Origin of the sequence: Amycolatopsis sp. (genome assembly GCF_036008905.1) — a bacterium.
In the GTDB taxonomy this organism is placed as follows: Bacteria; Actinomycetota; Actinomycetes; order Mycobacteriales; family Pseudonocardiaceae; genus Amycolatopsis.
The window spans coordinates 1-12,218 of record NZ_DASYMU010000180.1 but is presented as its reverse complement, the minus strand read 5'-3'; the positions used below and the strand labels follow the sequence as shown (position 1 = coordinate 12,218).

Here is a 12,218-nt window from a genome sequence, read left to right as displayed (position 1 = left end):
CTAGAGCGAGCGCAGGAAAGCCAGGGACGGCATGAAGAAGTACTCGCCGCCCTTCAGGGTGACGGCCTGCGCCGCGGGGGCCGAGGACTTGAAGGTGTCCTCGCCCCAGACCGGGGTGTTGGTCTGGTCGACGTCGCGGATGCCCTGCCCGATGACCGGGTCGAGACCGGGGCGGATGTCGTTGGGTGTCGGCGGGAAGTCCCGGTTGTTCGCCCAGCTCTGCTGGGTGAACTCGAACTGCCCGGCGATGTCGGCGTTGAAGGCCATGAACAACAGGCCGACGCCGCCGGTGGGCCGGCCCGACACCGGGACGTCACCGTTCGGATCGTCGGTCCGTTCGCCGTAGGTCTGCCCGCGGCGCGCCATGATCGGCGGGCGGAAGACGTCACCACGGGGGTTGGTCTTGCGGATGTGGGCGTGGAACGGGCACTTCAGGCCGTCGGTGTCGCTGTCGTAGTTGAAGTTGTTCTCGACCGGCTCGTGCGCGCCGTCGCTGCGCTGGTTCGTCAGGGGTGTGCCGTCCTCGAACCGGCCGACCAGCATCGCGCCGGAGCGTTCGCGGTCGTCACCGGTCAGGCCCAGCGCGTCGGCCAGATCCTCTTCGGCCTGCTTGAACCGCCGGACGTTCTGCTCCAGCTTGCGGAAAACGAAGTAGCTGCCGAAATGCGCGGCGGGATCCGGTGCCGCCGGGTCCGCGACCAGCACTCTGTCCGGTGCGAACGCCGGGTCCCATTCGGTGATGCCGTCGGTGGTGTCCTCTTCGTTTTCGATGTCCTCGGTGAGGAAGAGTGGCTGGCTGCGGCCGTCGACGTACCCGAAGTGCTCGATACCGTCGCCGTTCGCGTTGATCTGCGCGACCCCGGTTTCCTCGCCGAGAATGGTGATCGAATCCGGCATCAGGAGCTCGATCTGGGTGCGCCTGGCGCTCACCGCCGCGTCACTGGCGTCACCGATCAGGATCACCGCGTCGATGGTGCTCTGGTAGGCGCCGTCCCAAGTCGACCGCGGCGGGTCGCTGAGCTTGCTCCGCGTTTCGGGCGATTTCATGCCGACACCGAAAGAATGGTCGGCCGGGCGGTTCTGCTCGGGAACGCCGAGTTTTTCGTAACCGTGCGCAGTCAGGCCGAGGCCCACGTACGGCGAGCCGCCGCTTTTGGTGGCCTTGAAGGAATCCACCTCGGTCAGATGGGTCTTCGCGGACTTGATCAACGGCGTAATCGCCGTCAGGAACGTCTTGGCTTCGGCGGTGTCCCAGAAGCACAGGAAAAGCATCGAAAGGTGGTCCCGCACATGGGCTTTGACGATATTCGCCTGTAATTCGTCAAGGATCGCGACCGTCTCCGGTGGCCCTTGTTTCCATGAAAACGGCGCGCTCAAATCAACCGGCATCAGATATCCCCCTCGGATATATGCACCCCGAGAACCCCGCGCCCCCCGACTCCCCCGAGGGTACGACACGTTGTCCTGGTACAAGTTTTACGGATGACACCGGCAATTAGTTGCCGGTTGTCACCCGGTTCACTCGATCGGTGCATCCGTTGGGCTGTGTGGGCGACGCCGTTCAGGCGGCCTGGGGAACCTTCTTGTGACTACCCAGTGCTTTCTCCGCGAAAGCCCCGAAAGTCAGCGCCAGCGCGATCCACAGCACCAGTTGCGTGCCGATCGACGCCGTGCGGAAGCTCCACAGCGTCGACCCCGGGAAGCCGTCCGGGACTTCGTCGATGATCGGCATCACCAGCGCGCAGACGGCCATCGCCACGACGTACCCGCCGGCCGCCAGCAGACCGCCCGACCACGCGCCGAACCGGTCGGCCAGCCTGCGTCCCACGATCACGGCGACGACGCCGAACAGCAGCGACAGCGCGACGAAGCCGAAGTACAGCCCGGTCCGCTCGCCGATCGTGTCCGGCTGCCCCACCGCGGGCGGATTCGCCGGATACTTCAGGAACGGCACGAAGAACACGACGGCGAAAGCGCCGAAGCCGAGCGCGGCGGCCGTCAACCGGGGGCGCAGTTTGCCCACCCGGCCGTAGACGAACGCGAACGCCAGCGAAAACAGCCCGCCGATCGCGACGCCGTAGAGCCCGACGCCGGCGAGCAACCCGACCGTGCTCTGCACGTCCCGGCTGACCAGCTCTTCCTCGGGTTCTTCGGCGGGTGGTGTTTCACCGGGCGCCGCCGCCGGTTCGTGGGTGTGGGAGTGCGCGGCCGTGCCGGCCTCTTCGAGACCGATGGCCGTGTTCACCGAAGGCTCGCCGAAGAAGTACGCGAAAAGTGCCGCGAGCACGCCGGCGATCAGGCCCGCGAGCATGCCGCGGACCAGGAGGGTCCTCATCATGATAGCGTTTTCCCCTGCTTTTAATGGACAGAGCCCTGTAGCTGTTGTGGTGCTCAGTGACAGGGGAACGCCAGCAGGTGGCGGCCGTCGTGCACGAACTCGTGGATGTAGTTGTTCGCGAAGACCGCCGTGGCGCCTTGCTCGGCCCCCACGAAGTACAGCGCGATCAACGCGAGCAGGCCGATGAACACGGCCCACGGAAGGATTTCCCTGATCGGAATCTGAATCGGGGTGGGGATCGCGGGAGCGATTGCCTGCGTCACTTCAGGGCCTCCTAGGGCTTGCGCGGCCTCTTCGAGCTCAGTGCGATGGCCTCGGGTCTGACTCCCCGCGTTCAAGCACGGGTCACAGTGGCGCGTCCGCGCGGATTTTCACCGCTTTCCGGTCGCCATCGCCTAACAGACTGAGCCTAGGTGCCGCCCCGCACGCGGTCAACGTGACGTGTCCGGGCAACGTACGCGACTGCGGCCGAGTGGGTGGGTCGTGAGTGGCTACGAGTGTTAGAACACTTGCTGCCACTCACGACCCCGGTAGCTCTCACCCGGTCGGGTGAGTGGTCTGTGTACGAGCGAGCGCGGAGTGCGCTCGCTCGTACACAGACTGCACTTGGGTGTGCACAGACCGCGCTTAGGTGAGGGGGCGGTCGGTGGGGGCGATGGGGGCGGGCAGGAAGTCGCGGCCGGTGAGGTAGGCGTCGACGCCGGCGGCGGCTGAGCGGCCTTCGGCGATGGCCCAGACGATCAGGGACTGGCCGCGGCCCATGTCGCCGGCGACGAAGACGTTGCCGACGCTGGTCTTGAATTCCTTGTCCCGCGCGACGTTTCCGCGCGGATCGAGGTCGACGCCGAGTGAGTCCAGCAGGCCTTCGCGCTCGGGGCCGACGAAGCCCATCGCGAGCAGGACGAGCTGTGCCGGGAGGTCCCTTTCGGTGCCTTCGACGGGGACGAACTTGCCGCCTTCGTTACGCACCTCGACGAGCTTCAGCGCACTGACGTTGCCGTCGGCGTCGGCGACGAACTCCTGCGTGTTCACCGAGTACAGGCGCTCACCGCCCTCTTCGTGCGCGGACGAAACGCGGTAGATCATCGGGTAGGTCGGCCACGGGTGCGCGTCGGAGCGGGACTCCGGCGGCCGGGGCATGATTTCCAGCTGGGTAACGGACTTCGCGCCTTGACGATGGGACGTGCCGACGCAGTCCGCGCCGGTGTCGCCGCCGCCGATGACCACGACGTCCTTGCCCGCCGCGCTGATCGGCGACTCGGCGAACTCGCCCGCCGCGACGCGGTTCGCGGGCGGCAGGAACTCCATTGCCTGGTGGATCCCGCCGGACTCGCGGCCCGGGATCGGCAGGTCGCGCCACGCGGTGGCACCGCCCGCGAGCACCACGGCGTCGTACTCGGAACGCAGCTGCGACGCGGTGATGTCGACGCCGACGTTGATACTGCGCCGGAACTTCGTGCCCTCGGCGCGCATCTGCTCCAGACGCCGGTCCAGCCGGTGCTTCTCCATCTTGAACGCCGGAATCCCGTACCGCAGCAGCCCGCCGATGGCGTCCGCGCGCTCGAACACGACGACGTCGTGCCCGGCCCGCGTCAGCTGCTGGGCGGCCGCGAGGCCGGAAGGACCGGAGCCGACCACGGCCACCTTCTTGCCCGTCAGCACGTCGGGCACCTGCGGGGTGATCCAGCCTTCTTCCCAGGCACGGTCGACGATCGAGATCTCGACGCGCTTGATCGTCACGGCGTCGTCGTTGATGCCGAGTACACAAGCGGTTTCACACGGCGCCGGGCAGAGTGTGCCGGTGAACTCGGGAAAGTTGTTCGTGGCGTGCAGGCGTTCGCTCGCCTCTCGCCAGTCTTCCTTCCACACCAGCGTGTTCCACTCGGGGATCAGGTTCCCCAGCGGACAGCCCTGGTGACAGAACGGGATACCGCAGTCCATACAACGGCCGGCCTGCTTTTCGAGCTTGGTCGAGGCGTAGTCCTCGTAGACCTCGCGCCAGTCCATCAGCCGCAGATCCACCGGACGGCTCTTCGGCGTCTCGCGCGTGGTGGTCATAAAGCCCTTGGGGTCAGCCATGTGCGGCCTCCATGATCGCCTCGTTCACGTCACGTCCTTCGCGTTCGGCCTTGGCCTGTGCCTGAAGTACGCGCTTGTAGTCCTTCGGCATGACCTTGCCGAAGCGCTCGACCGTGGTTTCCCAGTCGGTGAGCAGTTTCTCCGCGACGGCGGATTCGGTTTCGTCGTAGTGCCGTTCCACCGCGTCCCGCAGGAACTCGGTGTCCTCGTCGTCGAGCGGATCGATATCCACCATCTCCGGGTTGACGCGGTGCTCCGGCAGGTCGAGCACATACGCGATGCCACCGGACATGCCGGCCGCGAAGTTGCGCCCGATGTCGCCGAGCACCACCACCCGGCCGCCGGTCATGTACTCGACACCGTGGTCGCCGACGCCTTCCACCACCGCGACGGCACCGGAGTTCCGCACACAGAAGCGTTCCCCGACCTTGCCGCGGATGTAGATCTCGCCGCTGGTCGCGCCGTAGCCGATGACGTTGCCGGCGATGATGTGCTCTTCGGCGCTGAACTGGACGTCGGCGGGCGGGCGCAGTGTGATGCGGCCGCCGGAGAGTCCCTTGCCGACGTAGTCGTTGCCGTCGCCGACGAGCCGCAGCGTGATGCCCTTCGGCAGGAACGCGCCGAACGACTGGCCGGCGGTCCCGGTGAACGTCACGTCGATGGTGTCGTCCGGCAGGCCTTCGCCGCCCCACCGCTTGGTGAGCTCGGAGCCGAGCATGGTGCCGACGGTCCGGTTCACGTTGCGCACCGGCAGTTCGAGGCGCACCTTGTCGCCGGAGGACAACGCGCCCTCGGCGAGCTGGATCAGCGTGTTGTCGAGCGCCTTCTCCAACCCGTGGTCCTGCGCGACCTGCTGGTGCCGCAACGCGCGCGGCGCCAGCTCGGGTACGTGGAAGATCGGCGACAGGTCGAGCCCGGACGCCTTCCAGTGGTCGACGGCCTTGCGCTTGTCGAGCACCTCGGCATGCCCGACGGCTTCGGCGATGGACCGGAAACCCAGTTCCGCCAGGTACTCCCGGACCTCCTGCGCGATGAACCGCATGAAGTTCACGACGTATTCGGCCTTGCCGCTGAACTTCTCGCGCAGCTTCGGGTTCTGGGTCGCGACGCCGACCGGACAGGTGTCGAGGTGACACACACGCATCATGATGCAGCCCGACACCACCAACGGCGCCGTCGCGAAACCGAACTCCTCCGCGCCGAGCAGCGCGGCGATCATCACGTCACGGCCGGTCTTGAGCTGGCCGTCGGTCTGCACGACGATCCGGTCCCGCAACCTGTTGGCCAGCAAGGTCTGCTGGGTCTCGGCGAGCCCGAGCTCCCACGGGCCGCCCGCGTGCTTGATCGACGAAAGCGGCGAAGCTCCCGTGCCGCCGTCGTGCCCGGAGATGAGCACGACGTCCGCGTGGGCCTTGGAAACACCCGCGGCGACCGTGCCGACACCGACCTCCGACACCAGCTTCACGTGGATCCGTGCGGCCGGGTTCGCGTTCTTCAGGTCGTGGATCAGCTGCGCGAGGTCTTCGATCGAGTAGATGTCGTGGTGCGGAGGCGGCGAGATGAGCCCGACACCCGGCGTCGAGTACCGCGTCTTCGCGATCCACGGATACACCTTCGGCCCCGGCAGCTGCCCGCCCTCGCCGGGCTTCGCACCCTGCGCCATCTTGATCTGGATGTCGTCGGCGTTGACGAGGTATTCGCTCGTCACGCCGAACCGTCCACTCGCGACCTGCTTGACCGCCGAACGACGTTCCGGGTCGTACAGGCGCTCCGGGTCTTCACCGCCTTCACCGGTGTTCGACTTGCCGCCGAGCTGGTTCATCGCGATGGCCAGCGTCTGGTGCATCTCCATCGAGATCGAGCCGTACGAGATGGCGCCGGTGGCGAAGCGCTTGACGATCTCGGAGACCGGTTCGACCTCGTCAATGGGCACAGCTCGGGACTCGTCCGTCTTGAAGTCGAACAATCCGCGCAGCGTCAGCAGTTTCTCGGACTGGTCGTTGACGGCCTTCGTGTACTCCTTGAAGACCTCGTACTTCCCGGACCGCGTCGAGTGCTGCAGCTTGAACACCGTCGTCGGGTTGAACAGGTGCGGCTCACCCTCACGCCGCCACTGGTAGTCCGCGCCGGTTTCCAGCTCGCGGTGGCTCGCGCGCATGCCGTCGGCGGGGAACGCCTTGCGGTGGCGCTGCGCGACTTCCTGCGCGATGGTGTCGAACCCGATACCGCCGAGCGAGGAAGTCGTTCCGGTGAAACAGTTTTCGATGACTTCCTGGCCGATGCCGATCGCCTCGAAGATCTGCGCACCGGTGTAGGACGCGACCGTCGAGACACCCATCTTCGACATCGTCTTGCGGACGCCCTTGCCGAGCGCCTTGATCAGGTTCCCGGTCGCCTGCTTGGCGGTGACGCCCGGGATATGGCCCTGGCGCGCCATTTCCTCGACGGTCGCCATCGCCATGTACGGGTTGACCGCGGCCACGCCGTAGCCGATCAGCAGCGCGATGTGGTGCACCTCGCGGGCATCGCCGGACTCGACGATCAGCCCGACCTGTGTGCGCGTCTTCTCCCGGACGAGGTGGTGGTGGACCGCGCCGGTGAGCAGCAGCGACGGGATGGCCGCGTGGTTCTCGTCGACACCGCGGTCCGACAGCACGATGATCCGCGCGCCGTCTTCGATGGCCTCGGACACCTCGCCGCGGATCTCGTCGAGCCGCTTGATCAGGGACGCGCCGCCGCCGTGGACGTCGTAGCGCCCGAGGACGGTGACGGCCTGGAACTCCGGCAGGTCGCCGTCGTCGTTGGCGTGCACCAGTTTCGCGAGTTCGTCGTTGTCCAGCACCGGGAACGGCAGGACGATCCGGCGGCACGACGCCGCGTTGCCGTCGAGCAGGTTCGGCTCCGCGCCGATCTGGGCACCCAGCGAGGTGACGAGCTCCTCGCGGATGGAGTCGAGCGGCGGGTTGGTCACCTGGGCGAAGAGCTGGATGAAGTAGTCGAAGAGCTGACGCGGGCCGCTGGAGATCGACGCGAGCGGCGAGTCGTTGCCCATCGAGCCGACCGGTTCCGCGCCGGTGCGGGCCATCGGCTCGAGCAGGACGTCGAGTTCTTCTTCGGTGTAGCCGAAAGCCTGCTGACGGCGGACGAGCGCGGCGTGCAGCGGGACCTCACGATCCCGCTCCGGCAGCTCGCCCAGCTTGAGCAGACCGGCGTCGAGCCAGTCGCCGTACGGGTGCTCGGCGGCGAGCCCGCCCTTGATCTCCTCGTCGTCGATGATCCGGCCCTCGGCCGTGTCGACGAGGAACATCTTGCCGGGCTCGAGCCTGCCCTTGCGGATGATCGTGGACTGGTCGATCTCCAGCACGCCGACCTCGCTGGCGAGCACGACGAGACCGTCTTCGGTGACCCAGTACCGGGCTGGGCGCAGGCCGTTGCGGTCCAGCACCGCGCCGATCTGCGTGCCGTCGGTGAAGGAAACCAGCGCGGGACCGTCCCACGGCTCCATCAACGTGGAGTGGAACTCGTAGAACGCCCGGCGTTCGGCGTCCATCTCCTGATGGTTTTCCCACGCCTCCGGGATCATCATCAGCACCGCGTGCGGCAGCGACCGGCCGCCGAGGTGGAGCAACTCCAGCACCTCGTCGAAGGACGCCGAGTCGCTCGCGCCACGGGTGATGATCGGATAGATCCGCTTGAGATCGCCCGGGATCAGGTCGGTCTCGAGGATCGACTCGCGCGCGTCCATCCAGTTCCGGTTGCCGCGCAGGGTGTTGATCTCACCGTTGTGGGCCACGTACCGGTACGGGTGCGCCAGCGGCCACGACGGGAAAGTGTTGGTGGAGAAGCGCGAGTGCACCAGCCCGATGGCACTCGTGACACGCTCGTCGGTCAGATCGTCGAAGAACTTCTCGACCTGCGGCTCGGTGAGCATTCCTTTGTAGACGATGGTTCGCGAGGACAAACTGGCGAAGTAGACAGTCCCGTTCTCACTACCTTCGCACAGCTCGTGCTCGACTCGCTTGCGCACGCAGAACGCGGCCCGCTCCAGCGCCAGACCGTCGATGTTGTTGCGGCGCCCGGCAAGGAACAACTGGGTGAAATGCGGCATCGTGGTCGCCGCGGTCGGCCCGACATGCTCTTCGTGCACCGGCAGCTCACGCCAGCCGAGCACGCGCATGTCCTCTTCGGCCGCGATCCGCTCGATCGTGGTCATCGCCCGGCCGCGCCATTTTTCGTCCACCGGAAGGAAAGCGGTGCCGACGGCGTAGGAACCCGCTTCGGGCAAGGTGAAATCCACAACTTGCCGATAGAACTCGTCGGGGACCTGGATCAGGATGCCCGCGCCGTCACCGGTGTCCGGTTCGGCCCCTCTGGCGCCACGATGTTCGAGATTGCGCAGCGCGACCAGCGCCTTGCGGACGATGCCGTGGTCTCGTCTCCCGGCGAGATCGGCGACGAAAGCCACGCCACAGGCGTCGTGCTCGTTGTCTTTGTTGTACAGGCCTGCGTTGGCTTCTGGTGCGTGGCGGGTCACGGCTGGCCGCCTCCCAAGGCGTCGGCGCGACCGGTTTTCATCCGTCAGAGGGGTCCAGAAGGATCTGGGCTAACGAAATCATCCGGGTTCGCGATAGTCAGTCGAGAAGACAGTGCTGGGGTTAACCTAAAAGCGAGACAGATGCGGTAGAGCCCAGATGGGCGCGCATCGTCGCGAGGCCGCACTGCATCGGGCGGCCCGCACGGCACATCGTTGTGCACGTTTGTCCAGATACTGCTGCGCTGGGGTCCTTCAACCCCACGTGGTGGTGGGTTGTCGGGGCGCGGTTTGTTACCCCCGGGTTCGCCGGGTCTTATGACAGTAGTGTGAATTCGCTGTTATCGATATACGTCGTTGCCTCCGGGTGGGATTCGCCACGTGCCCGTTGACTCTGCGCCAGCAGGCGCTCCAGCCCATGCCGAACACCGTTCTGCTCCACTCACGGTAGTCCTGACCTGGGCAAACCGCTGATCGGGTGGTCCGGACGGGTGGTCGCCACGCCTGGTGAACGGCCTTTTCGGCTCGGCGCGGCCACGAAGATCACAACATCGAACCGCCCGAATGGCAGAGCGCCACCGGCCGTCCGGGTGGTTCACACGCCCCTAAGCTGGGGCTTTCGAAGCTACGGCGAAGGGTGTCAGGTGACCGATCGGTATCTCAGCGTCGCGAAAACCGGCGTTCACGAGATCGAGATCCGGCGGTCGCGGTTCCTGTGCGCGCTCGCGCCGGTGGAGACCGAGGAAGCCGCCCGCGAGGTGATCGCCGAACGCCGTCGCGCGGACCCGGCCGCGAGACATCACTGTCATGCTTTCGTGCTCGGTCCCGACGGCCGGACCCAGCGGTCGAGCGACGACGGCGAGCCGGCGGGCACGGCGGGGACGCCGATGCTGGAGGTGCTGCGGCGCAGGGAGCTGACGAACACCGTCGCCGTGGTCACGCGGTACTTCGGCGGAGTCCTGCTGGGCGCGGGCGGGCTGATCCGGGCCTACAGCCAGGCTGTCGCGGAAGCGGCGGACGTCTTCGGCGTGATCGAGTCCCGGCGGCTCGAGGTCTTCGAGGTGAGCGTCGACTACGGGCGCGCGGGGCGGCTGGAAAGCGATCTTCGGGATTCGAAATACCCGGTTCAGGGGACCCGGTACGACGAGTCGGCGACCTTCGAAGTCGGGGTGCCCGTGGCGGGGCTGGACGAATTCACTTCTTGGCTGGCCGATTTGACCGGCGGTGCCGCTGTCACGGAACGTATCGGGGAACGCTGGGTGCGTTAAGCGGCCAATTCGAGGCCCGTCTTGCGGGGAATGCCCAATGCGGCCTGGCCGGCTTCGGTGAGCACCGCCGGGACGCGTTCGCCGTAGCTGCCGGGGCGTACCGGGATGATGAGTCCGAGGTGGGCGAGCCGGTGCGCGGTGTGCTGATCGCAGCAGGCCAGGCCGTCCACGAACAGATCCGGCTCGCAGCTGCAGCTGATCTCGGCGTGGCCGACCGCCACGGCTCTCAGCGTGGCGCGCTCACGGTGGTTGAGTACGAGGTCTCCGGTGTCCATGACTTGCCTCCTGTCTTCCAGTGAACCTCACCCCACCGACAGTTTCCGCCGGAGTCGCGCGGTATGTCTCTTGTCGAATGCGCCTTTAGGGGTGATAACCGGAAGCTTAGGGGCGGCCGGTGAACCCCCTACGCTTTCTTTTCCGGTGTTTTGCCAGTATTCGTCACAAAGAGTGGCTCCGGATTGGTCTTCCGGATGTGCCGGAAAATGATCGAACTGCGGAAGCTGATGATCTCCCGTCGTTTGCTCAGTTCGTCGACGAGGAACGAATGCAACTGGTCGACGAGTGCCTGCACCCCGCGGTTCAGCGCGGCCAGGTCGATGTCGGCGTGGTAGCCGCGGATCACGCCCCGCTGCCGCAGGAGCCGCGTCCGCTCCAGGCAGGTCGACGGCGCGACGCCGACCTTGCGGGCGATGTCGCGGTTCGACTGCCGGGCGTCTTCCTGCAGTTCGCGGACGATCGCCGAATCAAGTTCGTCCATGACGCTCCGAACCCTCCTGTGCCGAATATCGTTCGGTGAGCCCACCGAGGGCTTGCACAACACCCTAACTTCGGCGTCATGACCGACTATGAGCATGAAGATCTGGTGGTTCGCCGTGGGCGCCGATCAGGCGTCACGACGATGATCGCCGCCCACTCGCGGGTGCTGGGCCCGGCCATCGGCGGCTGCCGGATGAAGGCCTACCCCCGTTTCCAGGACGCTGTCGACGACGTCTTGCGCCTGTCCATGGCGATGACCTACAAATGCGCGGTCGCCGGGATGCGGTTCGGCGGTGGCAAGAGCGTCATCGCGCTCGACAGGGCCCTTTCGCCGGAGGAACGGCGGGCCGTGCTGCTCGACCACGCCGATCTCATCGCCTCGCTCGGCGGTTCCTACCTGGCCGGGCCCGACGTCGGCACCGGCCCGGAAGACATGCTCGTCCTGCGGGAGAAGAGCCCGTACGCCTTCTGTGTGCCTGAGGCGCACGGTGGCACGGGGTCGTCGAGCGGCCCGACGGCTGTAGGCGTGCTCGCGGCCCTGCGGGCGGGGGCGCGGGCGGTGTTCGGTGACGAGTCGATGGCCGGGCGCCGGGTGGTGATCAGCGGGTTCGGCGCGGTCGGCGCCCACCTCGCGACGAGCCTCGCCGAGGCCGGCGCGCGGCTCACTGTGTCCGATGTGGACGAAAGCAAGCGGAGGATCGCCGACGACAGCGGATTCACGTGGGCGGACCCGGCCAAGGCGCTGGAAATCCCCCGCCGACGTGCTGATCCCGGCCGCGGTCGGCGGGGTGTTGAGCCCGGACGTCGTGGCCAGGCTGGCCGCGCCGCTCGTCGTCGGCCCGGCCAACAACCAGCTCACCGACGACTCTGTCGCGGACCTGCTCGCGGAGCGAGGCACGGTCTGGGTGCCCGATTTCGTGGCCAACGCCGGCGGGATCATCTACACACTGGCGCGTGAGGTCGACGGCTTGGACCACGCGGCCGCCACGGCACGCGTCGAGGTCATCGAACAGACCGTGAGTGAGCTACTGGCCGGTGGTGGCACTCCGCTCCGCGAGGCTGTGTTTATTGGCGGGCGCGCGATCAGGTTTGCGTGACCAGGGCGTGGCATTTCGAGGTCGGTCACGACCGTGCCGGGAGCGCCCTGCTCCCGCAAACGCGTGGCTGGGTGGGTGGCTCGTGAGTGGCTACGAGTGTTTGAACACTCGTAGCCACTCACGAGCCCCCTACCCGGCTGTACGTGTTT

Annotated in this window: 9 protein-coding genes and 1 pseudogene; 3 read left to right on the top strand and 7 right to left on the bottom strand. The window is 66.8% G+C overall.

Annotated features, from left to right (window positions below):
- The 5 genes from VGP60_RS30175 to gltB all read right to left on the bottom strand — a co-directional run bounded on the left by VGP60_RS30175 (position 1) and on the right by gltB (position 8,951).
- Positions 1 to 1,389, bottom strand: coding sequence for a Dyp-type peroxidase (locus VGP60_RS30175; RefSeq protein ID WP_327551532.1), 1,389 nt, complete (start codon positions 1,387 to 1,389; stop codon positions 1 to 3).
- A gap of 172 nt (positions 1,390 to 1,561) precedes the next feature.
- Positions 1,562 to 2,338: a CbtA family protein gene (locus tag VGP60_RS30170; RefSeq protein WP_327551531.1), complete on the bottom strand. Its 777-nt coding sequence runs from the start codon at positions 2,336 to 2,338 to the stop codon at positions 1,562 to 1,564.
- A 53-nt stretch (positions 2,339 to 2,391) separates the two neighbouring features.
- A complete protein-coding gene (locus tag VGP60_RS30165; RefSeq protein WP_327551530.1) occupies positions 2,392 to 2,601 on the bottom strand; it encodes a CbtB domain-containing protein in 210 nt (69 codons plus the stop codon).
- A 364-nt stretch (positions 2,602 to 2,965) separates the two neighbouring features.
- Entirely contained in the window at positions 2,966 to 4,417 is a 1,452-nt protein-coding gene (locus VGP60_RS30160; RefSeq protein ID WP_327551529.1) for a glutamate synthase subunit beta, read from the bottom strand.
- Positions 4,410 to 8,951: a glutamate synthase large subunit gene (gltB, locus tag VGP60_RS30155; protein WP_327551528.1), complete on the bottom strand. Its 4,542-nt coding sequence runs from the start codon at positions 8,949 to 8,951 to the stop codon at positions 4,410 to 4,412. Before gltB ends, VGP60_RS30160 begins: the two co-directional genes overlap by 8 nt.
- A 641-nt stretch (positions 8,952 to 9,592) precedes the next feature.
- Between gltB and VGP60_RS30150 the strand changes: the two genes are divergently transcribed.
- Positions 9,593 to 10,216 carry a YigZ family protein gene (locus tag VGP60_RS30150; protein ID WP_327551527.1) on the top strand — a complete coding sequence of 208 codons (624 nt, stop codon included), beginning with the start codon at positions 9,593 to 9,595 and terminating at the stop codon, positions 10,214 to 10,216.
- On the opposite strand, the gene VGP60_RS30145 is transcribed toward VGP60_RS30150, so the two are convergent.
- Both VGP60_RS30145 and VGP60_RS30140 read right to left on the bottom strand, forming a co-directional pair.
- Positions 10,213 to 10,491: a hypothetical protein gene (locus VGP60_RS30145; RefSeq protein ID WP_327551526.1), complete on the bottom strand. Its 279-nt coding sequence runs from the start codon at positions 10,489 to 10,491 to the stop codon at positions 10,213 to 10,215. The genes VGP60_RS30150 and VGP60_RS30145 overlap by 4 nt on opposite strands.
- 128 nt (positions 10,492 to 10,619) lie before the next feature.
- On the bottom strand, positions 10,620 to 10,973 hold the full coding sequence (locus VGP60_RS30140; protein ID WP_327551525.1) for an Lrp/AsnC family transcriptional regulator: 354 nt from the start codon (positions 10,971 to 10,973) through the stop codon (positions 10,620 to 10,622).
- 78 nt (positions 10,974 to 11,051) lie between these two features.
- On the opposite strand from VGP60_RS30140, the pseudogene VGP60_RS30135 reads away from it, so the two are divergent.
- Together VGP60_RS30135 and VGP60_RS30130 are read left to right on the top strand one after the other, a co-directional pair.
- Positions 11,052 to 11,642 (top strand): annotated as a pseudogene (locus VGP60_RS30135) (Glu/Leu/Phe/Val dehydrogenase dimerization domain-containing protein); the annotation flags it as partial.
- A 4-nt stretch (positions 11,643 to 11,646) separates the two neighbouring features.
- On the top strand, positions 11,647 to 12,069 hold the full coding sequence (locus tag VGP60_RS30130; protein WP_327551524.1) for a hypothetical protein: 423 nt from the start codon (positions 11,647 to 11,649) through the stop codon (positions 12,067 to 12,069).
- Positions 12,070 to 12,218 lie beyond the last annotated feature (149 nt).

What these genes read in the sequence shown, in the direction of transcription:
- VGP60_RS30175 (WP_327551532.1), bottom strand. Translation starts at nt 1,389, where the DNA reads ATGCCGGTTGATTTGAGCGCGCCGTTTTCATGGAAACAAGGGCCACCG.
- VGP60_RS30170 (WP_327551531.1), bottom strand. Translation starts at nt 2,338, where the DNA reads ATGATGAGGACCCTCCTGGTCCGCGGCATGCTCGCGGGCCTGATCGCC.
- VGP60_RS30160 (WP_327551529.1), bottom strand. Translation starts at nt 4,417, where the DNA reads ATGGCTGACCCCAAGGGCTTTATGACCACCACGCGCGAGACGCCGAAG.
- VGP60_RS30145 (WP_327551526.1), bottom strand. Translation starts at nt 10,491, where the DNA reads ATGGACACCGGAGACCTCGTACTCAACCACCGTGAGCGCGCCACGCTG.
- VGP60_RS30140 (WP_327551525.1), bottom strand. Translation starts at nt 10,973, where the DNA reads ATGGACGAACTTGATTCGGCGATCGTCCGCGAACTGCAGGAAGACGCC.
- VGP60_RS30130 (WP_327551524.1), top strand. Translation starts at nt 11,647, where the DNA reads ATGTGGACGAAAGCAAGCGGAGGATCGCCGACGACAGCGGATTCACGT.